Below are 23813 nucleotides of genomic sequence, written 5' to 3'. Positions count from 1 at the left end.
CGGCCAGACGCATGTTCCCCCGGGACCGCAATACGTCGTATATTGGAGCTCCAATAGCCCGGTCCTCACATCACCAATGTCCGCCGAATTGACGCCGACCCCTGAGAAAAAGCGAACATTCTCGCTCTCCATCGGCCAGCTCACGTTCGGCAGCTTCCTTCTGGTGCTGGCGGTGATCATCGTCACCTCGACCGCGAGCGTGATCGCGATCCGGCATATCGACACGACCTTTGCCGAGCTGCAGCGGCTGCAGAGCGTCGGCGACCTCGCCGAGGACATCGACCGCCGCATGAACGAGCTGCGGCTCGCCGCGCGCGACTTCGTCACCGACCCCGGCGCCGGCATCCAGTTCAAGCAGGTGGGCGAGGCGGCCTCGACGCTCAGCGACATCCTGAAGAAGACCCGCATCGAGCTCGTGCCCGAGCAGCAGGATATGATCGACGGGGTCAGCGAGCGGCTTGCGACCTATCGCAGCGGCCTGGAGCGGATCTCGACCTTGATCGACCGCCGCGCCCAGCTGCTTGCCGGCCTGCCGCCGCTCCGCGACCAGTTCGACGCGGCTGTCTCCGGCACGGGGGACCGAGAGCTGGCGTCCCGCCTGTCGGAAGCGCAGAGCCGGATCGCGCTCGGATTGCTTGCGCGCAACCCGTCCGCGGCCGAGCTGGCGGCGCAGAGCATGCGGGCGATGGGCGTCGTCGATCCCAATCTCAGATCGGCCGTCAACAATTACGCCGAGGCGATCATCGCGGTCGCGGTCCGTGAGCGGCAGATCGCCGACATCGATCGCGAGGTGCTGGGAACCGAGGGCCGGCTGATCGGCCGTGTCACCGAATTGCTGCGCGAGGTCAGCGCCCGGCGCGGCCACGTGCTGTCGCGCGACTTCGCCCGCACGCTGACAGAGGCGCGCTGGCAGAGCATCGTGCTCGGTACCATCGGCGTGCTGATCGGCATTCTCGCGGCCGGCTTCGTGGTGCGGCGGACGGTCCGTCCGCTCGCCCAGATCGCGCGGTCGATCCGCGCGCTCGCAGCCGGCGAGAAGAACACCTCGATCCCGTCCGCCGATCTCGACAATGAGATCGGCGATATCGCACGCGCGGCCGAAGTGTTCCGCCGCGCGCTGGAGGAGGCCGACACGGCACGCGAGGCGGCGGTGCGCGCATTGACCGAGCAGCGCCTCGCCGAAGAGAGCTACCGGAAGCTGTTCGAGGGCTCGGTCGACGGCATCTATGTCACGACACCGGCCGGTGACCTCCTCAACGCCAATCCGGCGCTGGCGCGGATGATGGGCTACGATAGCCCGCAGCAGCTGATCGACAGCATCAACGACATCGCCCACACCATCTATCTCAATCCCGAGGCGCGCGTCGAATATCAGCGGCTGATGGCCCGCGACGGCATGGTGCGCGAGTTCGAATACCAGGTGCGCCAGCGCGGCGGCGACATCCTGTGGCTGTCCGACAGTGCCACCGGCGTCCGCGACGAGGCGGGCAACATCGTCCGCTACGAGGGCACGCTGCGCGACATCACCGACCAGAAGCGCGCGGAAGACGCCATTGCCGAAGGACGGCGCCTGCTCCAGCAGGTCATCGACACGGTGCCCGCGGTCATCAACGTCAAGGACCGCGACCTGCGCTACGTGCTGATGAACCGTTACATGGCCGGCATCTTCGGAATCGAGCCCGGCGATGCGCTCGGCCGCACCACGGCCGACCTGATGTCGCGCTACGGCGCGGCCAAGTCCGACGAGAGCGACAAGCGCGTGCTGACGCTGCGAAAAGGTCTCGGCTTCTACGAAGAGGAGTACATTGATTCGTCCGGCCACATGCGGCAATGGCTCGTCAACAAGCTGCCGCTGCTCGATGCCGAAGGCGAGATCGAACGGATCGTCACCGTGGCGCTCGATATCGGCGAGCGCAAGCGCGGCGAGCAGGAGATGCGGAAAGCCAAGGAGTCGGCCGAGACCGCGCTACGCAATCTGCGCGAGACCCAGGCTTCGCTGATCGAAGCGGAGAAGCTGGCGGCGCTCGGGCGCCTCGTCGCCGGCGTCGCGCACGAAGTCAACAATCCCGTCGGCATCAGCCTCACGGTCGCCTCCGCGCTGGAGCGCAAGACCGCGATGTTCACCGCCGAGGTCGAGCGTGGCGAGCTGCGCCGCTCCGCGCTCAACGACTTTCTCCATACCAGCCGCGACGCGTCCTCGCAGCTCGTCTCCAATCTCAACCGCGCCGCCGAGCTGATCCAGTCGTTCAAGCAGGTCGCCGCCGACCGCAACTATTCGGACCAACGCAGCTTCGATCTCGGTGACCTCACCGAGCAGGTGGTGATGAGTCTGCGGCCCGGGCTGCGCAAGCACAATCTGACGCTCAATGTCGAGTGCCAGCCTGATCTGACCATGAACAGCTATCCTGGACCGTACGGCCAGGTGCTGACCAATCTGTTTCTCAACGCGGTGGCGCACGCCTTTCCGGACGGCCGGCCGGGGACCATCGACATCCAGGTGCGCGAGTCCGGCAAGGACAATGTCGAGATCATCTTCTCCGACAATGGCTGCGGCATGTCGCTCGATGTCCGCCGCCGTGCCTTCGATCCGTTCTTCACGACGCGGCGCGACCAGGGCGGCACTGGTCTCGGGCTGCACATCGTCTACAGTATCGTCACGAACAGGCTCGGCGGACGGCTCGATCTGGATTCCGAACCGGGCAGCGGCACACGTATCCAGATCATCCTGCCGCGCGTGGCGCCGCTCGAGCAGGCCGCGGAATAGCTCGAGCATTTTCGAGCGAAGTGGATGCCGGCTTCGCGTGAAGAAAACGCGCCGAAATAAATTGAGAGCTTTGGTTGATTCGATCAGAACCGAAGCCCTAGTCGACCTCTGCAAGTTTGTGCAGCGTCGCGCCAAAAATCTGGCTGGCCTTGCCGACCAGTGCGGTGCCCGTCATGTCCCCGCGCGTCTCCGTGAAGGTGCCGCTGACGCCGATGCCGACCGCGGCAGGGCCGCCGAACAGCGGATTGTCGTCGCCCCGCGGCGAGGTGTGACGCTGGACCAGCACCTCACCCTTGAAGGTGTTGTCCTTCACCGTGTAGCTGCCGGTGTAATAGAGGTAGGCATCGCCGCCAAGAATCTTGCCGTCGCGAAACAGAATCACGCCGCTGCCCTTGCCGACCCGACCATCGAGCAGGTTCACGTGAATCGAATAGAGGCCGTTCTTCATAAAGTCCCGAGGCCGGCCGCCATCGCCCAATGGCGTAACCGGTAGTGCATTTATGCCAAAGGGCATGCGGCCACGCAACGCGGCAGTTTGGCCGCCGACCTTGCGCGCCTACCGCGAGCCGTACTTGTCCCGGCTTGTCTATGACACCGCCATGACGGTCTGATCATGAAGCGAGGCCAGTCGTTGCGAATCGAGTTGGCCCGCGAAATGCATAACCATTGTTGCACTGGCCGCGGGGTGCTGGAGCAAGACAAACGTGAGCAACTGGATCGATTCCGGCGGCGAGAAGCCGCGTCTGTACAGTGTGCGTCCCACGATTTGCGAAACACGACAACGGCGGATCGGCGGCGCAGCACGCTGGCGAAGCGTGGCGAGCCTCGCATGCGTCCTGGCCCTGATCGCGCTCGCGGCCCCCGTCGGCCATGCGCGCGACCGCGGCCAGTTCGTCAACACCAATGCCGAATTGAAGGCCTGGTTCGACGGACTGCGAAGCGGCAAGGGGCCTTGTTGCTCCGATGCCGACGGCTCGGCGCTCTCGGACACCGACTGGGACAGCAAGGACGGGCACTATCGGGTCCGCGTCCCGCGTTATGGCTACGTGGTCGACGGCCGACCGCAGGAGCTCGTCTGGGTCGAGGTGCCCGAGGAGGCCGTGATCTCGGAGCCGAACCGCGTAGGGCGCACCATGGTCTGGCCGATCTACGGCTACATGGGCGTCGCCGTCCGCTGCTTCATGCCCGGCAGCATGACTTAGGCACGCCGGGCGGCAACGTCGCCCGGTGAGCCGATGTGGCGCGCGCCGTGTCAGGTATATTTCTTGTCGCGCTCGAGCAGCTCGATGGAGATGCCCTCGGGGCCGCGGATGAAGCAGATGCGCACGCCGGGGCGGATCGTGGTCGGTTCGCGCGTGAAGGTGACGCCCTTGGCCTTGAGCTCGGCGGCGACGGCATCGATGTCCTTCACCGTGAGACCGAAATGGTCGAGGCCTTGATGCGGGTGCGGCGGCGGCGGGTTGACCACATTGTCGCCCTCGAGCGGCGCAATGAAGATCCTTGCGCCGCCGAGATTCACGTCGATCCGTCCGGGCGCTTGCACGATCTCGCCACCGAGGATGTCCCGCAGCCAGGCCGCCGTGGCCTCCGGATCGGGGCTGCGCAGATGGACGTGATCCCAAGTGACGACTGGCATTTCGTGTTCTCCCGACGGATCTTGATGTTGCAGCGCATGTTAGCGGCCTCGGCCCGTGACCGCCACCGCTCTTGCCGACTCGGCAGCTGCGCGGGAACCTTAGTTCGCCTTCCCGATTAAGGTAAGCAGTGGCCGAATCCGTTGTCGAACGTGCTTCCGCCGCGATCGGTGAGGCAACCATGAACGCTGGGTTTGACCGCATCGGGTTAGGGCGTTTCGCCGGGACCGGCGAACGGCTGGCGCGAGCAGTGATGATCGCGAGCGTTTCATTTGGGCGGGGCCTGCTGTGGCTGTTGGCGGCCATCATCGTCGGTTGCGGCATCTGGATGCTGCTCCCTCTCTCCAGAGGCAACAGTGCCGAGCCGGTGACGTCTGAGATGGCAGCGATCGCGACGGCAACTTCGGGGGATGCGACCGCCGTGTCGCCGGCTTCCGAGGCTCCGCTTCCGATAATGGCAGAACTCGGCCGGATCAGGATTTCATCTCAGACCTGGCGCCGCGGCGGCCTTGGCTCGAAGGCGCTGGTGACGCTCACGCTGCGGAACGACAACGACTATGCCGTAAAGGATGTCGAGATCGTCTGCGCTTTTGCGCGGCGCGACGGTAGTCATCTCACCGACCGCACCCGCGTTCTGGCGGATCCGGTCGGCATGAAGAGCCGCAAGACTTTTGCGCGCATTCCCGTCGGCTTCGTCAACGTGAATGCCGATCAGGCAAAGTGTTCGCTTGTGGCAGCACGTCGGACATAAGGCCGGCATTGCCTGATAGCGGAAAAGTTACTGTCCCGGGGACTTGGCCAAGAAACTTGGCGTCGCCATTTGAACCGAACGGCTGGGCCAGGAACCAATTAAATGATCGCCTGTTAAGGCGGAGAGCCCACGCGGGGATGCGGCGGGCGGAGCGTGGCCAATGCCCATCTTTCGGTATTTCTTCTTTGTCGGTGGAGCCTTGTTTGCACTGCTGTTCGCGGCGGACTACGTTCTGCCGACTTCGCCTGTGACGCAGGCTATCGCAACAGCAAGCAACGAACAGCCGTTGATCCGGATCCGGTCCGATCGCCACCTGCCGGAGCGCGTCGTACTCGACACCAGCCAGCCGACGCTTGCCGCCCCTGCGGTGAAGATCGCGGCCGTCGCGGCTCCCCAGTCGCCCGTGGAGAGCATGTCACCGGCTTTGGCCGAGATATCTGCCAAGGCGCGGGTCCGCGAGACGTTCGCCCAGTTCACGCCGGCCGCGAAGGGCGCTGCCGCTGCGGTCAAGAAGATCGAAGCCAATTCACAGATTCAGGCGCAGGGCCAGCTTCCTCAGGCCCAGCCCCCTCAGACCTCAGCGCAGCAGCCCAAGCGCAAGGTCGCCAGAACGCATCCGGTGCCGCAGCAAGGGCGGCCGATGATGGTGGTGGCGCAGCAGCCGCATTTCGGCTTCTTCAACAGCACCTGGTAAGAGCAGGTCTGACCCATCTCGAATCGGGGCGGGAAGGGCTTTTTATTGGCCGGCCTCTCTGCTAATTCGAACCCATCCGAGCGTCGTCCGGCCTGCTGGCCCGCCAGCAGCGATCTGGGGCGTCTCGGCTGTGGCCCAATGTCTGGGCCAGGGCGCTCGTAGCTCAGCTGGATAGAGCATCGGATTTCGATTCCGAGGGTCGGGAGTTCGAATCTCTCCGAGCGCGCCAATTCCGGATATGTTCCGAAGAGGGCGCTGACAACAACGACGGCCGCAGCGGCCTGCCCGGTCAGCCAGCCGTCGGACCGGCTTGCCGGCCCCGTGCCAGCGTGTCGGACGGCGCTTCGTGGAAGGTCGCGCGGTAAGCTGCGGCAAACTCCCCCAAATGGTGAAAGCCTTGGGCGCGCGCGCATGTGGCGACGTTGGCGCCCCCGCCTTTGAGAAGGCGAGACCGCGTCGCCCACAATTTTTTCAGGCGAATGTACTGGTGCAGGCTCATGCCGCGCACCTTGCTGACGGCGCCGCCGAGCGTCCGGATCGAGACGCCGAACTCGCCGGCGAGATCGGCGGTATAGATCGGAGCAGTCGGATGTGCCGCGACGTAATCATCGATACGCTGCACGAGTTTGATCGACCGCTCGCCCTGGACGGAGGCACTCCGGTCTGAGAGTGGATCGATGCGAAACAGATCGTCGAGCGCGAGCAGCAGGCCTTCCTGCAGATGGGCGGCGACCTCGGTCGTTTCGAACAGGGCCGGCTGCACCGACGCGGTTCGCAGAATGTCGAGCAGGAGCTGCCGTATGTGGAGCAAAGCGGGGCGGTTCGCGACATTAGCCCGCAAATCGTCCGCCCGATCGAACCAGCCCCGGTCGCTCATGCCGGGTGAGAAGATGATCATCGCATGATGATTGGTCCGGCGCTCGACGAAATGGCATTCATCGCTGCCGCGGAGCGCGATGAAGAAACGCGCGTCCAGATCCATGCCCTTGGAATTGACCTGAAGGTCGTCCGTCATGGGCAGGATCACCATCCCGCCGGGCATCCGATAGGCCGCGTCGAGGATGCGCGCGAACGAACGCATTATGACGATGCGGCAACCGGGCAGGGAGACGACAGCGCGAGCCGCCGCGAAATTCCGGACGTCGAGCGGAATGCTTCTCGCATCCTCCATCGACTCGATCGGCCGAAACGCATCGACGTCGGCAAAGCCGATCAATTGAAGCGCGGATGATGGAGCGAGGGCGTCGAACAACATGCGTGTGGCCGGCTGCCGCAATGTGACAATCAAATGAACGTGAGTACATCGCCATCAATGGCGAAACATCGCGCTTCAGTAAACCGGATTCCGGGCCGTAGTATTGCGGACATCATGGCATGAAGCCCGGCGGATCGGTGTCGTCGTTAACGGTCTCGAGTCATCGGCTGGCCGGTGGCGAGGTCGATGAAATGCAGCCGCGTGCAGGCGGGACAGGCGAAGGAGGCAAAGCTCTGCGCCTCCTGTCTCTGTTGCTTCTCAAGATGTGTCTGTACATTCATGCCCGTCTGGGGACATCGAAAAACGATCAAATCGACCATCGTCGAAGAATGACGGCGTGGCGAAATTCGTCTTTGATCTAGATCAGTTTTGGAATGACTCCAGACCAACGTCCTTGATCTCGCAAAAGCGAAGGGGCCCCGGAGGGCCCCTATAGAATCACCAACGGCGATAGCGTGGTCCGTAATAGCGAGGCCCACCATAAAAGCGCGGTGCATATCGGGGACCGTAGTACGGTCGCGGCGCGTAGTATCCATAGTAGTTCGGGCGCCAGAAACAGCGTCCCCAGGCGTCACAGACCATGCGGACCTGCTCGACGTCGGAAACCTGCGGCGTCGCAGGAGCAGGCGCGATGGGCATGGCGGACGCCGCCGGGGATGCGACCAACGCACCCAGCAGGGTCGCGGCGACGAGGCCAATTCTAAGCTTCATGATGTCTTTCTCCGCTTACGCAATACAGGGATATCGAAGTTTGTTCTGATCAAATTGTGGCAGGGGCGAAATGTAATGCTGATGAACAGGTCTTCAGCCAGCCCGCCGCAGGCCTGACCTTTAGCTCCGGCAGACTATCCCAGGTTCGCGCGCTTGACCAATGCTGCGCTTGCGTTTGCGCCCCGCAGGACATCGTCGCCATCCTTGATCCCGCGCAATTCTCCGATGCGGCTTCGTCCCTAAGCTAGCCTTGTGGCCAGCCTTTCGAGTAATTCGAAGGGCAGGCTCGCGAGGTCGCTTTGGAGCTGTGCAAATGGACAAAATGAGAATCGACAAGGGTGACTGGCTGGTCGTGTGCGACGGGCGCAAGGCGCTCATTCTGGAAAACCTCGGCGACGAGATGTTTCCGAACCTCCACACCAGGGAGGTGCACGAGCAGCCCAATCCCTCGACCGGGGCGCAAGGGACCGACGCGCCGGGCAGACTCCATGGCGCGGCCGGTAGCGCCCGCAGCTCGGTGGAGCAGACTGATTGGCACGACGAGGCCGAGCGCGCCTTCCTGCGCAGCCTGGCCGGACGGCTCGATGCGGCCGTCAGCTCAGGCGAGACCTCGGCCTTGACGATGGTGGCCTCGCCGCGTGCCCTCGGGATGATCCGCGCCGACTATTCGGATGTGGTGCGCAAGGCACTCCAGGGCGAGGTCGGCAAGGACCTCGTCAAACTGCCGGTCTACGAAATCGAGAAGCAATTGCTGCTGTCGGGCGCCGCCAAATAGCGGCCCCGCGACGCGCCTGCGCCCCTCAGTAGCAGGGGTGCCGGCGGCGGTCCTGGCCGACATAGGCGGCTGCGCTCTGGTAGCAATGGTTGGTCGACGGGCCGTCATAAAAGGCGAACGTCCCGGGCGTTATGCCGGGCCCGTAATTGTGCAGATAGCTGATCGGGTAGGGCAGCGGGTTCGTGTGATAGCGATGGTACCGGTGATGCCCCCGTGCCTCTGCGAGGCCAGGGGCAAGGATTGCGGCCGACAGGGCAGCAATCGCGGCTACAAGCTTCAACTTGCTCATCTCGAATCTCCGGAACCCACACGAATAGGTCAGCCGTTTATAGCCAGTTCGGGCGGCCGGAACACCCGTCTGCAGCCCGGAAAACGGGGGCAATCCCGCAGTTTCCCGGGTGGGTGTGACAGAATTGCCGGTTCTGTGGTCCGACTTGCCCATTTTTGGCCTTTTCGAGATGCTTAACGAATTCCCCACACAAGTGTGACCAAAGAGAATTAGCTCAAGACTCCTGTTGCCGGCTTCTTGGGGTCCATAGGCCGGTCCATTCCTGAAGGCTTTCGCCGTCACCTCGCCATGCGCATCACGCTTCTGAGCCTGCTGTTGCTCTCGGTCGTCGCCGCCACGCCGGCGCGGGCCGAGCTGCACATTACCCGCGACCACGGCGGCTATGTCGAGGAGTACAAGGCCAAGTACAAGCGCGTCCGCGAGAAGGGCGAGCGCGTCATCATCGACGGCATCTGCAACTCGGCCTGTACCTTGGTGCTCGGCATCGTGCCGATGAACAAGATCTGCGTGACGCCGCGCGCCAGCCTCGGCTTCCACCAAGCCTATTACGACAAGGCCTTCACCTTCGGCATCAAGGTCACCAGCGCGGAGGGGACGTCCGACCTGATGGCCTATTACCCCGACACGGTGAAGGACTGGATTCGCCGCAATGGCGGGCTCACCACCGACATGAAAAAGATCAAGAACGGCGTCGAGCTCTGGAAGATCATCGATCCCTGTCCAGACGAATGGTGAGCGGCTGAGCCGTCCGGTCCGTCGCAGCGCAGCATCGTCCGGACGAAATTGGCCGAAATTCGCATTGCCGCATTGGCCCCCGGTGGGGCAATGAGGCGGCAATGAATCATAATCAAGAAGCCCTGACCGCCCGCGCCGCGCCGATCCTGTTCGTCCTGCTCTGGAGCACGGGCTTCATCGGCACCAAATACGTCGTCAACAATGCCGACCCCCTGACCTATCTCGCCATCCGCATGGCGTTCGTGGTCGGTCTGATGGCGATCATCGTCGCGATTGCGCGACCGAAATGGCCGGACCGGATCGGCATCGCGCACAGCGCCGTCGCCGGCATTCTCGTCCATGGCTTCTATCTCGGCGGCACCGCAATCGCGATCGCGCACTCGATTCCGGCCGGGCTCTCCGCGCTCATTCCGGGCCTTCAGCCGATCCTGACCTCGACCATCGCCAACCGCTGGCTCGGGGAGAAGGTGACGCCGGTGCAATGGGCGGGGCTCGTCCTTGGCCTCGGCGGCGTCGTGCTGATCCTGCACGGCCGTCCCATGACCGGCGAAGCCGGGCTCGGCTGGCTCGCCTCCGTCGTCGCGCTGATCAGCATCACGCTCGGCACGCTCTATCAGCGCCGCTATTGCAACCACATCGACTGGCGCGCCGGCAATCTCGTGCAGTACGTCTCCGTCACGATCTTCTTCGCGATCGGCGCCTTCCTGTTCGAGGACCGCGTGGTGCACTGGACGCGCGAGTTCATGCTGGCGCTGGCCTGGCTCGCCGTGGCCCTCTCGATCGGGTCGATCGGGCTGCTGTACTGGCTGATCCGCCATGCCGCCGCCACGTCTGTTGCAAGCCTGTTCTATCTGGTGCCCGCCGTGACGGCGCTGATGGCTTATCTGCTGTTTGGGGAAAAGCTCGATGCGCTGGCGATCGCCGGCATGGTGATGTGCGCGGCCGCGGTGTTCGTGGTCAACCGGCGCTTCTAGGACCGGCGAGCCGGTCCGCCGGAATACATCCCTGACGTGCGCGGCAAGATCGTGCTAGGGTCGGCGCCTTTCAGTGGCCCTTTCACAGGTGATTTCCATGAAGAAGGCGAGACGCGCATTGCTTGGCAGGTCCCTGAAGCCGGTCCGGATTGCCTGCATCAACTACGCGGAGCCGACGATCAGCGGCCGCAAGATGGCCAGGCTCACAGCGGCGCTCCAGAAATGCTACGACAAGCACTTCCTGCCGGTGTGGGGCTATCCGGTCGACCTCTATGTCAGCGAAAACCCGCAGCCGGGCGAGTGGCAACTGGTCTATTTTGACGAGGCCTCCCACAAGAACATGCTCGGCCGCCATGAGCTGACGCACCGCCGCCAGCCGATCTCAAAGATCTTCGTCAAGGCGCTGGGCGACGAGCCGGTCAGCGTGGCGGCCTCGCACGAGCTGTTCGAGATGGTGCTCGATCCCATGGCCAATCTCTGGGCCGACAAAAACCCGAACACCCAATATGCCTATGAGGTCTGTGACGCCGTGGAAGAGGACACCTTCTTCGTCGCCGGCTTCGAGATGTCGAACTTCGTCTATCCGTCCTGGTTCGAACCGTTCAGGCATCCCCGAGGCACCAAGTTCGACCACAAGGGAACGCTGAAAGAGCCGTTCTCGATGACCGAGGGCGGCTACGTCATCAAGAAGGTCAACGGCAGGAAGGTGATCAAGGCGTTCGGCTCGCCCGAGAAACGGCGGCGTTTCAACGCCGAGGACCGGCGCGGCCATCGCAGCGAATTTCGCGATCCGCACGGCGAGCATCACCCGGGCCGGCGCGCGGCCAAACGGCGAGGGTAGGGTATCGCTGGAGCCGTCTCCGGGCGCGTCCGCCCCCGGAGACTTGAGCGTTGCGATTAGCGCTTGGCCTTCTTTTTCGACTTGGCAGCTTTCTTGGCGGCCTTCTTTGCCGTTTTCTTGGCGGCCTTCTTCGACGACTTCTTTGCAGCTTTCTTCGAAGTCTTCTTGGCGGCCTTCGAAGTTTTCTTTGCAGCCTTCTTGGAAGCCTTCTTCGGCGCTACCTTCTTCGCGACCTTCTTGGCGGCTTTCTTCACCTGCTTGACGGCAGTGACAGCGGCGTCCTTGGTCGCTTCCACGGCGGTGGTGATCGTGTCCATCGCCTGTTCGGTGATCGGCTTGTCGTCGTCCATAGTGTCCCCCACGGTTTGCATGGAGCGATGACGATAGCGCGTTTCATAATTGTGTCAAAGCAACGCTCAACCTTTGCGGATCTTGGCGTAGGCGGCGAGCGCGCGCTCTCGTCCCTTGGCATGATCGACGATCGGCTGCGGATAGGTCTTGCCGAGCGTGACGCCGGCGCTCGCAAGCTCGATCGGCGTGGCCTCCCAGGGCTGGTGGATCAACTTGGCCGGCACGTCCTTTAGCTCCGGCACCCAGCGCCGGACATAGGCTCCATCCGGGTCGAACTTCTCGCCCTGGAGCACCGGATTGAACACGCGGAAATACGGCGCTGCGTCGGCGCCGCAGCCGGCGACCCACTGCCAGTTGGCGGGATTGCTGCCGGCATCCGCATCGACCAGCGTGTCCCAAAACCACCTTTCGCCGTCGCGCCAGTCGATCAGGAGGTGCTTGACCAGAAACGAGGCGACCACCATTCGCACCCGGTTGTGCATCACGCCGGTGTGCCAGAGCTCGCGCAGGCCGGCGTCAACGATGGGATAGCCGGTGCCTCCGCGCTGCCAGGCGGCGAGCGCCTTGGCGTCGGGCTTCCAAGGGAAGCCATCGAAGTTTGCTTGCAGGTTTTCGGTAGCGAGGGTGGGATGGTCGTGGAGCAGGTGGCGGCCGAACTCTCGCCAGCCGAGCTCGCTTAGGAACTTGTCGACACCGGGTCCGATCGCAGGGTTCTCCGCCGCGGCGAACCGCGCGGCGTGCCAGACTTGGCGCGGGCTGAGCTCGCCGAACCTCAAATGCGGTGACAAATGTGAGGTGCCCTCCCGGTCCGGGCGGTCGCGATTGCCGACATAGCCTTGTGCAGTGTGCTTGAGGAAATCGCGCAGGCGGGCGCGGGCGGAAGCTTCGCCCGGGGTCCATGTCTCGCGCAGGCCGCCGGCCCAATCGGGCTTGCTCGGCTCGAGCTTCCAGGTCTCCAGCACGTCGCTGGCGACCCTCGGCGCAGGACGCAGCTCCTTCGGTGCCGGCAATGGCTTCGGCGGATCGCCGAGCGCCAGCACGCGCCGCCAGAATGGCGTGAACACGCGCAGGCCGCGGCCTTCCTTGTTGCGGATTGCCGCGGGCGGAACGAGCAGGTCGCCGGGGAAAATTTGCGAGTCCACGCCGATCTTTGCCAATGCTGCTTCGAGCTGCCGCTCGATCGCCTGATGCGGTGCCTGTGCGATGCCGTTCCAGTAGACCGCGCCGGCTCCGCTCTCGCGCGCCACCTCCGCGATCACCCTGGCCGCCGGCCCCTTGCGCAGGATCAGCGATCCGCCGCGCGTGGCAATGTCGGCGCCGAGCGCCCGCAGCGACTGCGCCAGCCACCAGCGCGCTGCGGCGCCCGGCGCTCGCCCAGCCGCGTTGTCCAGCACATAGAGGCATATCACCGGCGCGCCGGTCTTCGCGGCGGCCTTGGCGGCCGCGTGGAGGGCGGGGTGGTCGGACAGGCGGAGGTCATCGCGAAACCAGACGATGATGGGCGGAGCGCTTGGCGTAGTCCTTGGCGTAGTTCTGGGCGTGGTCAGGGTGTCCTCGTTAACGATTTGGAAAGCATGTCGCGTGCGGCGATGGAACCGTCATTAATGCGACCGTAAGCCGATTGCACGAATATGCAGGAATTACGGAGGTGATTTCATTCATGTACGGACGAGCAACGGCGAAGTTTCTGCCGCAATTCAAACTTGGCACCAAGGCGCTCCTGTGCGCGGTGCTGCTGATCGCCATGAATACGGCGCTCGTGGTTGGCGCCGGCTATTGGTCGCTCAGCTCCGCTTTCAACGATCGCGCGCTCCGCGACATCGAGGTGAGTTTGCGCACGCTCGCGCTGGCCTTTGCCGAGATCGTTCCCGATGCGAAGATCACCATGAAGGATGGCGCGGTCGCGCGCGCCGAGATTCCCAAGATGCCGGACTTTAGGGATCACGCCATCGTCGATCGCGCGGTGGCCTATGTCGGCGGCAACGCGACCCTGTTCGTGTTCGACGATGCGAGCGGGCAGTTCGTGCGGCGCTCGACCAATGTGAAGAAGGAAAATGGCGACCGCGCCGTCGGGACCCAGCTTGCCGCCGATCATCCGGCGCAGGCACTGCTGCGTCGTGGCGAGGCTTACAAAGGCCCAGCCACCCTGTTCGGCAAGTCCTTCATGACCGCCTATTTCCCGATCGCCGACGCCAGCGGCAAGGTCGCCGGCATCCTCTATGTCGGCATCCCGATGGCGCAGTTCGAGAGCATGCTGGTCCAGACGATCGAAAGCATGGCGATCGCCGCCGGGCTCGCCGCGCTGCTGGTGCTGGTCCTGACCTTGCTGGTCGTCCGCCGTGTCACCAAGCCGCTCACCTCGGTCACGCGCTCGCTGACGGCGCTCGCCGAAGGTCAGAGCGACGTCGAGATCGATTGCGAGAATCGCGCCGACGAGATCGGCGAGATCGCCCGCACGGTCGCGGTGTTCAGGAGCAATTCGCAGGAGCGGGCGCGGATGCGCAGCGAGCAGGCGGCGGCTTCGGCTGCAGCCGTCGAGCAGCGCAAATCCGACCTGCGCAATTTCGTCGAAGAGTTCCGCGGCGGCGTCGGCGGCATTCTCGACAAGGTGCTGACATCGTCAGGCGAATTCGAGCGGGCGGCGCAGCAGCTCACCGACACCGCGCGCTCCACCGCCGATCTGTCGGCGCGCTCGGCGGGAGCTTCCGAAAACGCCTCCGAGCACGTGCGTTCAGCGGCGTCGGCCTCGGACGAGCTGTCGCAATCGATCTCCGAAATCACCCGGCGAGTGCAGGAATCGAACGTCATTTCCGCCGAGGCCGTGCGGCAGGCCGAGGCGACCGATCAGCGCATCGCGCAGCTCTCCGAGGCGGGCGCGCGTATCGGCGATGTCGTCAAGCTGATCACGTCGATCGCCGAGCAGACCAACCTGCTGGCGCTGAACGCGACCATCGAGGCCGCGCGCGCGGGCGATGCCGGCCGCGGTTTTGCGGTGGTGGCCCAGGAGGTCAAGACGCTCGCCGGCCAGACCGCCAAGGCGACCGACGAGATCTCGAACCAGATCGCCAGCATGCAGCTTGCGACCGAGGAATCGGTTGTCGCCATCAAGGCGATCAGCCAGACCATCGAGCGCATCAGCGGCATCGCGGGGTCGATCTCGGCGGCGGTCGAGCAGCAGAAGAGCGCGACCCAAAACATCGTCGCCAGCGTTCGCGCGGCGGTATCGGGCACGGCCGATGTCGCCGTCAACGTCCGTAAGGCCGCCGAGGGTGCGAACGAGACGGGTGAGACGTCCAGCCGGATGTTTGCCTCCGCCCAGGCGTTGTCGGGCGAGAGCCTGCACCTGAAGGCCGAGGTCGAGGGCTTCCTCGAACGCGTGCGCGCGGCGTAAGAGCTAACATCGTCATCCCGGGTGATGCTGACGCATCGCCCGGAATGACAGTTGGGTTATTTCGGCTGCGGCACGATCCGGATGTAGGGCTTCGGCTCCTTCCAGCCCTGCGGGTAGATCGTCTTGGCCTCGTCATTGGAGACCGAGCCTGCGATGATGACGTCGTCACCCTGCGACCAGTCGGCCGGGGTCGCGACGCGGTGCTTTGCGGTGAGCTGGAGCGAGTCGATGACGCGCAGGATCTCCTGGAAGTTCCTTCCCGTCGTCATCGGATAGACCAGCACCAGCTTGATCTTCTTGTCCGGTCCGATGATGAAGACATTGCGGACGGTCTGGTTGTCAGCGGCGGTGCGGGTGAGGGGATCGCCCGAGATCGCGGCCGGCAGCATGCCGTAGAGCTTGGAGACGTTGTAATCGGTGTCGCCGATCATCGGATAGTTCGGGGCCGCGCCTTGCGTTTCCTTGATGTCCTCCGACCATTTAGCGTGGCGGTCGACCGGATCAACCGAGAGGCCCATCAGCTTGACGCCGCGCTTGTCGAATTCCGGCTTCAGCTTGGCGAGCGCGCCGAGTTCGGTCGTGCAAACCGGCGTGAAGTCCTTCGGGTGCGAGAACAGCAGCGCCCAGCTATTGCCGATCCAGTCGTGGAACTTGATCTTCCCTTCGGTGGTCTCGGCTTCGAAGTCGGGGGCGGTTGCGCCGATCGGAAGTGTCATGGTTCTACCTCATGTTATTGAATTTACTTGTGAATTCATCTTTGACCGTCGTGACCATTATAGGGTCTCCGCGATCCAAGTGAACGCTAACTGAACCGCTTCAAGTAAAATGTGAATTCCTTCTTTGAAGGCCTGATTTCCTAGCACCTTTTTGTTACAGCGGCGCCTGCGGCGAAACATCTCCACCGGGGCTATACGGGCCCGATTGCCCCGAGAAAGCCTTTTATGACTTCCATCACGCTCGCCCGTCGCTTCCCAGAACCGAAATGGTCCTGACAGCGACCAATTGGCAACTATCTCAAAAAGTCGCGATCCCCGTACCGAATCATTAACCACCCCTTTACGCCGGCATGAAATTGCTGGCCGGTCAGAAGAAATCTGGAAGTGAACTATGTCTGCCGCTGCGCATAAGTCTGTTGAGTCGCCGTCGCTCGAAACGTCCTGCCTCGAACCGTCCTGCCGCGATACCTCGGCCCATGCACTGACTATCGTGCGCGACGGCGTGATCACGGGCGAAGGCCCGACCACCAAGGGAAGGGTGCATTTCTCCCGCTCGCTCGATGCCGATGACACCGCCTGGTGCGCCCGCATCCTGACCGCCACGGCCGTCAACGAGCAGCCGGTCAGCCGCACTGAGGCCGAAGTGCTGTTCGAGATCAACGAAGCCGCAACCGAGCGCACCGATGGCGGCCGGTTCGACGACCTGCTCGCCAAGGCGGTGGCCCATTATGCCGCCAGCGCCTCCGGCCTGAAGGTGCCGCCGCGCAGCGTCGCGCTGTCGGCCGAGTCCGATATCGAGAGCTGGGCGCCGTCCTATGCTTCCAAGGTCAACAGCGAAATGCTGGAGTGGATCGCCGGCCAGATGCGCGGCAAGCGCCACAACAACCGTCGCCTGATGGCGATGGTGGCGACCTTCCTGGGCGCCACCGCGCTGCCTCTGGCGGGCCAATTGCCGAACGTGTTCGACATCGGCATGTAAGATTTTGGGCATGTAAAATTCTGCGCCTTTCACGAGGACGCATTTGAACGGCGGGGTTATTTCCCCGCCGTTTTTTGTTTGCCGGTGTCCAACTCGAGGCCGAGCGTGCGGCCCGGGAAACCGGCAGTGTCGAAATAGCGCTGGCTGCCGACGCGCTGGAAGTTCAGCACGGTCTGAAGGCCGTTCTCTGACTTCTTCGACTTCTCGACCCCCTTGTACGCCTTCGGCACGATGCCGTTGGGCAAGGCCTCCGACATCACACGGCCGACGAGGCCGCCGTTCTGCGATGCGCGCAGGCCGAGGAGCTGGGCGGCCGTCATGCCGACGTCGGCATTGCTGACCGGGATCTCGCTGACATAGCCGGTTTTGAAGTCCGGACCGATCGCGGCCATGAAGTTCATGGTGTCGCCGCGGCTGAAGCTGCCATGCATGCCCTGGCCCTGGCGCAGCACGGTGTCGGCGACGTGCACCGAGCAGTTGGTCGGCGCCTCGCCGCAATCGCTGGCATAGGAGCGGAAGTTGACGACGATCGCCGGCGTCGGCGTCGCCGCCTTGCCGCGCAGGTTGACGCTCGACAGCGGCAGCGTGCCGGGGAAGCGGCCGAGCGAGTCGGCGACGAACAGGCCGGAGACGTAATCCTGCTCGAGCAGCACCTTGATCGTCTTTTCCGCGAGCTTCTTGTCCTTGTTCGGCAAATAGACCAGGTCCGAGCCGCCATTGGTGGCGACGACGAGATCGGGCTTGGTCGGGTCCTTGCCGAGCACGCCGTTGCCGGCCTTGGGATGCTTGTTGCCCTCGACTTTGACGTTCTTGTCGTTGGGGTCGAACAGCGGCAGGTCGAGCGCCTTGGCAAGGTCGAGCGCCAGAAAGCCCATCGGCAAAAAGTCCTTCGGCGTGTCGTCATAACTGACCTTGGCCGAGGGGCTGGTCTTGCTTTCCTTGGAGATGGTGGAGAAGCCGTGGTCGGCCTGGACCATGATGTTGGTGGTGGCGGCAAGGCCGAGCTCGTCCAGCGCCTTGCGGAGCTGGGCGAGGTTGTTGTCGGCATTCTTGATGCCGGCCATCGAGGTCGGCCCGTTGATGCCGGGTATGATCTGGTTGAGGCTGTCACCTGTGTTGTGCTGACTTCCGTCGGGATCCCGCGACCAGAACACCAGCACGAACGGCTTGTTGCGCGCCTTGAACATCGGCAGCACGACCTTGGCCGCGACGTCGGCGAAATAGGCCTGCTGCGCGACGTTGGCCGCCGTGGTGCCCGGCGTCTTGGCATCGCCCGCCTTGGAGTTGTCGCCGCGCGGCGGCGTCGCGAGGGGCAGGCCGGCCTTGGTCAGCGCGTCCTTGACCTCGTCCGATAGCGCCACGCCGTTCTTGCCGCCGGTCGCGTCGTCGAACACGACGGAATGCAGTCCGGTCTTTTCGGGCTTGTCGGTGTGGTCGAACTGATAGGTCGGGCCATGCTTGCCGAGCGCGGCGGTGCTGTAGCCCTTGTCCCGGGCCAATTTCAGGATCGTGTCCTCGTTGAGATAGTTGCCCTTGAAATGCTCGTCGATGTCGCCGAGCACGGCGTCGTTCTCGATGAAGGGGACGACGGTGTCGCCGGCGGGCACCGAGGTGTAGTTGGTCCAGATCGTGTTGGAGAACACACCGGTGTCGCCGAGATAATGGCCGGTCGACATCGCCGAGCCGTTGGCCATGGTGAAGGTCGGGAACAGCGAGTGCGAATTCTTGAAATTGACGCCCTTGTCGCGGATTTCGGCCATTGCGGGGGCGGTCTCGGGTGTGACCTTCAGCGCCCGCAGGCCGTCCGGAATGAACAGGATCAGGTTGCGGGGCGTGTTGTTCTCTGCGGAGGCAGGTCCGGTCGAAAGTCCGGCGGACAGCACTGTCAGCCCGGCTGACAGCAACACCAGTGAACGGCGCATCAAAATCTCTCCCTGCGAAGCGGCTTGGCCGCCAACCGCGGCCCCCGGCTTCGTTTAGTTTCGCTGCATGACGGTTTTGTTACAAGAGCGGAGCGGCATGTAAAGAAGGGCAGGGGCCCCGGCTCCGCGCGGCGTCCGGGGCACGAGATCGCGGTGTCGGCAGGCAACTGCTTCAGCATCGTCATTGCGAGCGCAGCGAAGCAAACCAGAATCTTTCCGTGGCGGCAGACTGGATTGCTTCGCTGCGCTCGCAATGACGGAGTGAGTGGCTGGCAGCGTCGCGCTTCCATTCGCATTTTCGATCGCAGACACACCTTCGCATCCTCGCGGCGCGTTCGCCCGAGCTTTGCTTCGTCGTCTCACCCTCAATTGAAAGAGGGCGCAGGGAAGACCGGGTGCCGGCTGGCACCCGCGGTCCACTGTGCGAGATTGTCGTAAGAACAATGCACAGCGGCATACAGGTGAAGCCCAACATCCGGCCTTCCCTGCGCAGTGGCTTTACGGCTTATGTCGCGCTCTCCCCGGGGAGCGATGCACTATTGCCCCCGTCGCCTCGCGGATGGCTGATGCGTGTGCCCGGTTGGGCAATCACATCACCGCAACGCTTGACGCACAGACCCCGGGCGTCAGGACCACACGATTTTGCCGTACGCCGATCACACCGGTCGTGTGCGCGAGGCCTTCACTCACGGTTGCCCGCCCCGCGAAGCCATTCGCGCCGATGTGACTATCGTCCACCGCCGTCCGGCCCGCGTTCGTGACGATCGCGATACGCCCCTCTTCCTCGGGCCGGAGTGAGAAATTCTTAACAAAAATCCGAATTCTAATAAAGAGAAATATTTTGTCGGCGGTCCGTTGACCCCGGATTTGGGTGTTTCGTCTGAGACGACGCAAGGGATTGTGGCCGGAGCGGTCAATCCGGCGCGGTCGGCACCGGCGTATTCTGCGCGGCCGCCTTGGCCGGCGCTGCCGTCGTCGAAATGCGGCCGCCATTGGCCAGGTTGCGGCGAAGCGATGGCGGCGCCGCCTGCAGGGCGAAGATGATCGCGATCTGGGTCCGGTTCTGGAGGCGATATTTGCGCATGATGTTGCCGATATGCGCCCGCACCGTGTTCTCCGAGATCTTGAGCTCGTAGGCGATGTTCTTGTTCTGCATGCCGCGTGCGATCAGCATCATCAGGTCCCGCTCGCGTGGCGTTGGTGTGATCGATTGTTTCGGATCCGGACTCATGACTGCTCCTCCGTGGCCTTTGGTCGACGCGAACACCCCAGCATGTTCTCACTCCGTCTTGAGTGCCTCGATCGGGCTGAGCTTGGATGCCTTGTGGGCGGGATAAAAACCGAAGATCAGGCCGGTCGCGATCGAGAAGGCGAGGGCGAGGCCGATCGCCTGGCCGTCGATCGAGGTGATCCATCCTGCCATGCGCGCGACCGTCATCGAGAGCGTGACGCCGGCACCGACGCCGATCGCGCCGCCGAGCAGGCAGAGCACGAGCGCCTCGCAGAGAAACTGAAGACGGATGTCCCGCATCCGCCCGCCAAGCGCGCGGCGGATTCCGATCTCACGCGTGCGCTCGGTGACCGACACGATCATGACGTTCATGATGCTGATGCCGCCAACGAGCAGCGAGACCGAGGCGATGGCGACAAGCAGGAGCGCGACGGTGCGGATCGCTCCCTGCTGCGCTTCCATGGCGGCGGCGGGATCCTGGACCTTGAAGTCGTCCTCCTGGCCGGCGGGAATACGGTGGCGCTGCCGCAGCAGGTTTTCGATCTCCGTTCGCGCCCCCGCCATCTGTCCGTCCGCGGCCACCTTGGCGATGATGTAGGCGACCGAATCCCGATTGATGTTGCTTGCGCTGCCGAGGAAGCGCAGCTTGGCCGTGGTGAGCGGCACGAAGGCCACGTCGTCCTGCGCCGGCCCCTTGCGGTCGAGAACGCCGACCACTTCGAGCGGCACCTTCATGATCCTGATCTGTGCGCCGATCGGGTCCTCGCCGGGCGCGAACAGCTCGTGCGCCACCGTGCTGCCGAGGATCACGACCTTGCCGGCGCCTGCCTCCTCGCTTCCGGAAAAATAGCGCCCGGTCGCAAGCTGCCAGTCGCGCACCATGAAGTGCCCGGTCGTCGTCCCGTTGATCGTCGTGTTCCAGTTCTTGCTCTCGTGAATGATTTGGGCCGTTCCTGCAATCGAGCCGGCCGCAGCCTGGATCTCGGGGATCTGCTCGAGGATCGCCTGCACGTCACTCTCGGTCATGGTCAGCTTGCTGCCGTCCTTGAGACGTACGCCGCCCTGGTAGACCGCGCCGGGGTTGATCATCAGCACGTTGGCGCCGATCGAGCGGATCTGCTCCTGCAGGCGAAGCTGCGCGCCGGACCCGATCGCAAACACGGTTACGATGGAGGCGACGCCGATCACGATGCCGAGCATGGTGAGGATGCTGCGCAACGGATTGAGGCGCAAGGCGTGCAGCGCGATCTGGAAGCCCTGAAGCATCGTCATGGCGCAGAACTCCGTTGCGGCAGGATCGGAGCAAGCGTTTCGTCAGCGACGAGCTCGCCGTCATGGAGGCGGATCGTGCGGCGGCACTGGATCGCGATGCCGGGATCATGCGTGATCATCACGATGGTCTGGCCGGTGCGGTTGAGCGCGGCGAACAGGGCCAGTATCTCGGCGCCGGTACGGCTGTCGAGCGCGCCGGTCGGCTCGTCGGCGAGCACGATCAGCGGTGAGGCGATCAGTGCGCGCGCGATCGCGACGCGCTGCTGCTCGCCGCCCGAGAGCTGCCGCGGGAAGTGGTGGGCCCGGTGCACCATGCCGACGGCCTGCAGGCTCTGCTCGGCGCGGGCCAGACGTTCCTTGCGGCCGATGCCGCAATAGACCAGCGGCAGTGCGACGTTCTCGATCGCATTGTGGCGCGCGAGCAGATTGTAGGACTGGAATACGAAGCCGATGCTGCGGGCGCGCAGGGACGACCGGTGGTCTTCCGAGAGATCGGCGACGTCGGCGCCCTCGAGATAGAGCGCGCCCTCGCTCGGCAGGTCGAGCAGCCCTAGCATGTTCATCAGCGTCGATTTTCCCGAGCCGGACGGTCCCATCACCGCGACGATCTCGCCTCGTTCGATGTCGAAGCTGACATTGCGCACCGCAGCCACCGCTACTCCGTCGGCACGATAGGTCCTGGAGACCGACTGCAGGCTGATGAGGGGCGGGAGGGCCATCATGATCCGAACCTGATGCCGAGAAATTCCATGCCGGCCGGCCGGATGGCCTGACCCACGGCGACCTGACTGCCCTCGACGAGGTCTCCGCTCCTGAGCGCAACCTGTTCGGTGCCGGCTGCGCCGACGGTGACGGGAATACGCCGGAGTGAACCGCTAGCGGTGCGCGCCCACACCCCGCTGCGCGCCGCGGCATCCGGCTGCGTGCCGGAGGGCTGGAAGCGCAACGCGGCAAGCGGCACTTTCAGCACGTCGTCCTGCCGCTCGATCACGATCTTCACCAGGGCCGTCATGCCGGGCAGCAACGCGCCGTCGAGATTGGAGGTCGCCAGGACGACGGTGTAGGTCACGACGTGCTGCTGGTTCTGCGGTGCCTTGCGCACCTGCCGCACCACCGCCTCGAAGCGGCGGTCCGGGTAGGCATCGACCGTGAAATGGGCGCGCTGGTCGGGGGCGATGCGCCCGATATCGGCTTCGTCGACCTGCGCGTGAATTTCCATGTCCTCAAGCCGGTGCGCGACCACGAACGTGGTGCGCGATTCCAGTCCGACCGCGAGCGTCTGGCCCTCGTTGACGAACCTGCCGACGACGACACCATCGATCGGCGAGCGGATCACGGTGCGATCGAGATCGGCCTGGGCCGCAGCGAGAACGGCTGCCTTCTCCGGCACGGCCATTCGTGCCTGCTGCAGCTCCGCCTCGATCCGGCGGATATCGGCCTGCGCGCCGTCCACTGAGAACGCGTTCAGGGACATGAGGACTTCGGCCTCGCGCTCTTGGGCAAGCCTGGCGGTGAACTCCGTCTGGGCGTCATCCACCGCCGTTATCGCCACGACGTTTTGCGACTGGAGAGCCAGCTTGCGCTGCAAGGTCTTCTGCGCCGACGCCTTGACCGCCTGCGCGCTGTCGAGCTTGGCCACGAGGACGTCTCTGCTGCCCCTGGCGTTTTGCAGATCGATCCTGGCGCGATCGAGCTTGGCCCGCTCGATGTCGACAAAGGAGTTCGCCACCGCCACCGCGGCCCTGGCTTCGTCGACCTTGGCCGCAAAGCTGCGCGGATCGATCAAGGCGAGCGGCTGATCCTTGGTGACGGTGTCGTTGAAATCGACATAGACCCGGGCGAGCTGCCCGGACAGCTGGGAACCGACCTCGATCGTCTTGACCGGCTGCAGGGCGCCGGTGACGGTGATGGTCTGCTCGATGCTGCCGCGCTGGATCGAGGCATAGCGGAACACGGGGGCATCCGATCCGAAGCTCCGTGCTTCCGGCCCGAGGGGTTTGAGCAGCCGTTGGCTCGATTCATAAGCGCGGGCCGCCTTCTGCGCGGCGGCCCCGGCCGCGTCGCTGATGACGGCTGGCCCTGCGGCGTAGACCGCGGCGAGGCCACATGCAGTTCCGAGCAAGGCAATAACTGGCACAAATCGCATATCAAAAACCCGCCTCTTGAAATGGCATCGTTGGCGGCAAAGGCAAAGGTCGCGCTATGGTTGCAGACCCGTTATGGTTGTAAATCGCCCAAAACGCAGTCGATCGTCAGTGTGTCGCCGCTACCGGGGCGACGGTCGGGCGCGCTTGATGATCCAGAAGTAAAGTCTGCGGGGTGCTATCTTTCGTGACTTGCCGGAAGTGCATACGGAGCGTATCGATATGATGCGCGCGGTATCGAACTCGACAAGCTGACTGAACGTCTCGTCTGCTCTGGCCAAAGCGGCCAGCGCCCGGCGTTCAAGTCGGCACGTGGGTGGCGACGCCATGACGCAGTCGGCGATACCGAAGTTCCGACGCCGGATCGTCGCATTGTCGATATCG

At 64.1% G+C, this 23813-nt stretch carries 23 protein-coding genes and 1 tRNA gene; 11 read left to right on the top strand and 13 right to left on the bottom strand.

Annotated features, from left to right (window positions below):
• Nucleotides 1–76 precede the first annotated feature (76 nt).
• Nucleotides 77–2764, top strand: a complete 2688-nt coding sequence (locus tag BRA1417_RS0127455; protein WP_027518547.1) for a PAS domain S-box protein — start codon at nucleotides 77–79, stop codon at nucleotides 2762–2764.
• Between the two features lie 97 nt (nucleotides 2765–2861).
• Here the strand turns inward: BRA1417_RS0127455 and BRA1417_RS0127450 are convergent, their stop codons facing one another.
• The gene (locus tag BRA1417_RS0127450; protein WP_018455289.1) at nucleotides 2862–3212 is read right to left on the bottom strand and encodes a GrlR family regulatory protein; all 351 of its coding nucleotides are present in this window, start codon (nucleotides 3210–3212) and stop codon (nucleotides 2862–2864) included.
• Nucleotides 3213–3468: 256 nt separating this feature from the next.
• Between BRA1417_RS0127450 and BRA1417_RS0127445 the strand changes: the two genes are divergently transcribed.
• Entirely contained in the window at nucleotides 3469–3966 is a 498-nt protein-coding gene (locus BRA1417_RS0127445) for a hypothetical protein (RefSeq protein WP_027518546.1), read from the top strand.
• 50 nt (nucleotides 3967–4016) lie between these two features.
• On the opposite strand, the gene BRA1417_RS0127440 is transcribed toward BRA1417_RS0127445, so the two are convergent.
• A complete protein-coding gene (locus BRA1417_RS0127440) occupies nucleotides 4017–4400 on the bottom strand; it encodes a VOC family protein (protein ID WP_027518545.1) in 384 nt (127 codons plus the stop codon).
• A gap of 179 nt (nucleotides 4401–4579) precedes the next feature.
• Between BRA1417_RS0127440 and BRA1417_RS0127435 the strand changes: the two genes are divergently transcribed.
• The 3 genes from BRA1417_RS0127435 to BRA1417_RS0127425 all read left to right on the top strand — a co-directional run bounded on the left by BRA1417_RS0127435 (nucleotide 4580) and on the right by BRA1417_RS0127425 (nucleotide 6072).
• Entirely contained in the window at nucleotides 4580–5149 is a 570-nt protein-coding gene (locus BRA1417_RS0127435) for a hypothetical protein (protein WP_027518544.1), read from the top strand.
• A gap of 160 nt (nucleotides 5150–5309) precedes the next feature.
• Nucleotides 5310–5843, top strand: coding sequence for a hypothetical protein (locus tag BRA1417_RS0127430; protein ID WP_027518543.1), 534 nt, complete (start codon nucleotides 5310–5312; stop codon nucleotides 5841–5843).
• 152 nt (nucleotides 5844–5995) lie between these two features.
• A tRNA-Arg gene (locus BRA1417_RS0127425) sits at nucleotides 5996–6072 on the top strand.
• A gap of 60 nt (nucleotides 6073–6132) precedes the next feature.
• Here the strand turns inward: BRA1417_RS0127425 and BRA1417_RS0127420 are convergent.
• Nucleotides 6133–7098, bottom strand: a complete 966-nt coding sequence (locus BRA1417_RS0127420) for a helix-turn-helix domain-containing protein (protein WP_027518542.1) — start codon at nucleotides 7096–7098, stop codon at nucleotides 6133–6135.
• A gap of 438 nt (nucleotides 7099–7536) precedes the next feature.
• Entirely contained in the window at nucleotides 7537–7809 is a 273-nt protein-coding gene (locus tag BRA1417_RS43055) for a hypothetical protein (protein ID WP_084462300.1), read from the bottom strand.
• Nucleotides 7810–8122: 313 nt separating this feature from the next.
• Between BRA1417_RS43055 and BRA1417_RS0127410 the strand changes: the two genes are divergently transcribed.
• On the top strand, nucleotides 8123–8584 hold the full coding sequence (locus tag BRA1417_RS0127410; RefSeq protein WP_027518541.1) for a host attachment protein: 462 nt from the start codon (nucleotides 8123–8125) through the stop codon (nucleotides 8582–8584).
• 25 nt (nucleotides 8585–8609) lie between these two features.
• On the opposite strand, the gene BRA1417_RS0127405 is transcribed toward BRA1417_RS0127410, so the two are convergent.
• The gene (locus tag BRA1417_RS0127405) at nucleotides 8610–8873 is read right to left on the bottom strand and encodes a hypothetical protein (protein WP_027518540.1); all 264 of its coding nucleotides are present in this window, start codon (nucleotides 8871–8873) and stop codon (nucleotides 8610–8612) included.
• Nucleotides 8874–9161: 288 nt separating this feature from the next.
• On the opposite strand from BRA1417_RS0127405, the gene BRA1417_RS0127400 reads away from it, so the two are divergent.
• The 3 genes from BRA1417_RS0127400 (at nucleotide 9162) to BRA1417_RS0127390 (ending at nucleotide 11423) form a co-directional block, all read left to right on the top strand.
• The gene (locus BRA1417_RS0127400; protein WP_007603109.1) at nucleotides 9162–9608 is read left to right on the top strand and encodes a hypothetical protein; all 447 of its coding nucleotides are present in this window, start codon (nucleotides 9162–9164) and stop codon (nucleotides 9606–9608) included.
• Nucleotides 9609–9709: 101 nt separating this feature from the next.
• On the top strand, nucleotides 9710–10582 hold the full coding sequence (locus BRA1417_RS0127395) for a DMT family transporter (protein WP_027518539.1): 873 nt from the start codon (nucleotides 9710–9712) through the stop codon (nucleotides 10580–10582).
• Between the two features lie 97 nt (nucleotides 10583–10679).
• Nucleotides 10680–11423 carry a hypothetical protein gene (locus BRA1417_RS0127390; protein ID WP_027518538.1) on the top strand — a complete coding sequence of 248 codons (744 nt, stop codon included), beginning with the start codon at nucleotides 10680–10682 and terminating at the stop codon, nucleotides 11421–11423.
• Nucleotides 11424–11479: 56 nt separating this feature from the next.
• Here the strand turns inward: BRA1417_RS0127390 and BRA1417_RS0127385 are convergent, their stop codons facing one another.
• Both BRA1417_RS0127385 and BRA1417_RS0127380 read right to left on the bottom strand, forming a co-directional pair.
• Complete coding sequence (locus tag BRA1417_RS0127385; protein ID WP_027518537.1) at nucleotides 11480–11773, bottom strand: hypothetical protein; 294 nt, start codon at nucleotides 11771–11773, stop codon at nucleotides 11480–11482.
• A gap of 66 nt (nucleotides 11774–11839) precedes the next feature.
• The gene (locus BRA1417_RS0127380; RefSeq protein ID WP_051448390.1) at nucleotides 11840–13243 is read right to left on the bottom strand and encodes a deoxyribodipyrimidine photo-lyase; all 1404 of its coding nucleotides are present in this window, start codon (nucleotides 13241–13243) and stop codon (nucleotides 11840–11842) included.
• A 191-nt stretch (nucleotides 13244–13434) separates the two neighbouring features.
• Here BRA1417_RS0127380 and BRA1417_RS0127375 point away from each other — a divergent pair, with 191 nt between their 5' ends.
• Nucleotides 13435–15165, top strand: coding sequence for a methyl-accepting chemotaxis protein (locus BRA1417_RS0127375; RefSeq protein ID WP_027518535.1), 1731 nt, complete (start codon nucleotides 13435–13437; stop codon nucleotides 15163–15165).
• Nucleotides 15166–15221: 56 nt separating this feature from the next.
• Here the strand turns inward: BRA1417_RS0127375 and BRA1417_RS0127370 are convergent, their stop codons facing one another.
• The gene (locus tag BRA1417_RS0127370; protein WP_007603114.1) at nucleotides 15222–15881 is read right to left on the bottom strand and encodes a peroxiredoxin; all 660 of its coding nucleotides are present in this window, start codon (nucleotides 15879–15881) and stop codon (nucleotides 15222–15224) included.
• A 391-nt stretch (nucleotides 15882–16272) separates the two neighbouring features.
• Between BRA1417_RS0127370 and BRA1417_RS0127365 the strand changes: the two genes are divergently transcribed.
• Entirely contained in the window at nucleotides 16273–16860 is a 588-nt protein-coding gene (locus tag BRA1417_RS0127365) for a hypothetical protein (RefSeq protein WP_027518534.1), read from the top strand.
• 56 nt (nucleotides 16861–16916) lie between these two features.
• Here the strand turns inward: BRA1417_RS0127365 and BRA1417_RS0127360 are convergent, their stop codons facing one another.
• The 5 genes from BRA1417_RS0127360 to BRA1417_RS0127335 all read right to left on the bottom strand — a co-directional run bounded on the left by BRA1417_RS0127360 (nucleotide 16917) and on the right by BRA1417_RS0127335 (nucleotide 23431).
• Nucleotides 16917–18782 carry an alkaline phosphatase family protein gene (locus BRA1417_RS0127360; protein WP_027518533.1) on the bottom strand — a complete coding sequence of 622 codons (1866 nt, stop codon included), beginning with the start codon at nucleotides 18780–18782 and terminating at the stop codon, nucleotides 16917–16919.
• Nucleotides 18783–19695: 913 nt separating this feature from the next.
• Entirely contained in the window at nucleotides 19696–20013 is a 318-nt protein-coding gene (locus BRA1417_RS0127350; protein ID WP_027518532.1) for a response regulator transcription factor, read from the bottom strand.
• 48 nt (nucleotides 20014–20061) lie between these two features.
• A complete protein-coding gene (locus BRA1417_RS0127345) occupies nucleotides 20062–21285 on the bottom strand; it encodes an ABC transporter permease (protein ID WP_027518531.1) in 1224 nt (407 codons plus the stop codon).
• Nucleotides 21282–22007, bottom strand: coding sequence for an ABC transporter ATP-binding protein (locus tag BRA1417_RS0127340; RefSeq protein WP_027518530.1), 726 nt, complete (start codon nucleotides 22005–22007; stop codon nucleotides 21282–21284). Before BRA1417_RS0127340 ends, BRA1417_RS0127345 begins: the two co-directional genes overlap by 4 nt.
• On the bottom strand, nucleotides 22004–23431 hold the full coding sequence (locus tag BRA1417_RS0127335; RefSeq protein ID WP_027518529.1) for an efflux RND transporter periplasmic adaptor subunit: 1428 nt from the start codon (nucleotides 23429–23431) through the stop codon (nucleotides 22004–22006). Before BRA1417_RS0127335 ends, BRA1417_RS0127340 begins: the two co-directional genes overlap by 4 nt.
• Nucleotides 23432–23813 lie beyond the last annotated feature (382 nt).

The sequence above is a fragment of the Bradyrhizobium sp. WSM1417 genome (assembly GCF_000515415.1).
Lineage (GTDB): Bacteria > Pseudomonadota > Alphaproteobacteria > Rhizobiales > Xanthobacteraceae > Bradyrhizobium.
Note: the sequence above shows the minus strand (reverse complement) of the source record. Positions and strands in the feature narration are given on the sequence as shown.

Coding starts and splice junctions, on each gene's coding strand:
- BRA1417_RS0127455 (WP_027518547.1), top strand. CDS start 77: ATGTCCGCCGAATTGACGCCGACCCCTGAGAAAAAGCGAACATTCTCG.
- BRA1417_RS0127450 (WP_018455289.1), bottom strand. CDS start 3,212: ATGAAGAACGGCCTCTATTCGATTCACGTGAACCTGCTCGATGGTCGG.
- BRA1417_RS0127440 (WP_027518545.1), bottom strand. CDS start 4,400: ATGCCAGTCGTCACTTGGGATCACGTCCATCTGCGCAGCCCCGATCCG.
- BRA1417_RS0127435 (WP_027518544.1), top strand. CDS start 4,580: ATGAACGCTGGGTTTGACCGCATCGGGTTAGGGCGTTTCGCCGGGACC.
- BRA1417_RS0127430 (WP_027518543.1), top strand. CDS start 5,310: ATGCCCATCTTTCGGTATTTCTTCTTTGTCGGTGGAGCCTTGTTTGCA.
- BRA1417_RS0127420 (WP_027518542.1), bottom strand. CDS start 7,098: ATGTTGTTCGACGCCCTCGCTCCATCATCCGCGCTTCAATTGATCGGC.
- BRA1417_RS43055 (WP_084462300.1), bottom strand. CDS start 7,809: ATGAAGCTTAGAATTGGCCTCGTCGCCGCGACCCTGCTGGGTGCGTTG.
- BRA1417_RS0127410 (WP_027518541.1), top strand. CDS start 8,123: ATGGACAAAATGAGAATCGACAAGGGTGACTGGCTGGTCGTGTGCGAC.
- BRA1417_RS0127405 (WP_027518540.1), bottom strand. CDS start 8,873: ATGAGCAAGTTGAAGCTTGTAGCCGCGATTGCTGCCCTGTCGGCCGCA.
- BRA1417_RS0127400 (WP_007603109.1), top strand. CDS start 9,162: ATGCGCATCACGCTTCTGAGCCTGCTGTTGCTCTCGGTCGTCGCCGCC.
- BRA1417_RS0127395 (WP_027518539.1), top strand. CDS start 9,710: ATGAATCATAATCAAGAAGCCCTGACCGCCCGCGCCGCGCCGATCCTG.
- BRA1417_RS0127390 (WP_027518538.1), top strand. CDS start 10,680: ATGAAGAAGGCGAGACGCGCATTGCTTGGCAGGTCCCTGAAGCCGGTC.
- BRA1417_RS0127385 (WP_027518537.1), bottom strand. CDS start 11,773: ATGGACGACGACAAGCCGATCACCGAACAGGCGATGGACACGATCACC.
- BRA1417_RS0127375 (WP_027518535.1), top strand. CDS start 13,435: ATGTACGGACGAGCAACGGCGAAGTTTCTGCCGCAATTCAAACTTGGC.
- BRA1417_RS0127370 (WP_007603114.1), bottom strand. CDS start 15,881: ATGACACTTCCGATCGGCGCAACCGCCCCCGACTTCGAAGCCGAGACC.
- BRA1417_RS0127365 (WP_027518534.1), top strand. CDS start 16,273: ATGTCTGCCGCTGCGCATAAGTCTGTTGAGTCGCCGTCGCTCGAAACG.
- BRA1417_RS0127360 (WP_027518533.1), bottom strand. CDS start 18,782: ATGCGCCGTTCACTGGTGTTGCTGTCAGCCGGGCTGACAGTGCTGTCC.
- BRA1417_RS0127350 (WP_027518532.1), bottom strand. CDS start 20,013: ATGAGTCCGGATCCGAAACAATCGATCACACCAACGCCACGCGAGCGG.
- BRA1417_RS0127345 (WP_027518531.1), bottom strand. CDS start 21,285: ATGACGATGCTTCAGGGCTTCCAGATCGCGCTGCACGCCTTGCGCCTC.
- BRA1417_RS0127340 (WP_027518530.1), bottom strand. CDS start 22,007: ATGATGGCCCTCCCGCCCCTCATCAGCCTGCAGTCGGTCTCCAGGACC.
- BRA1417_RS0127335 (WP_027518529.1), bottom strand. CDS start 23,431: ATGCGATTTGTGCCAGTTATTGCCTTGCTCGGAACTGCATGTGGCCTC.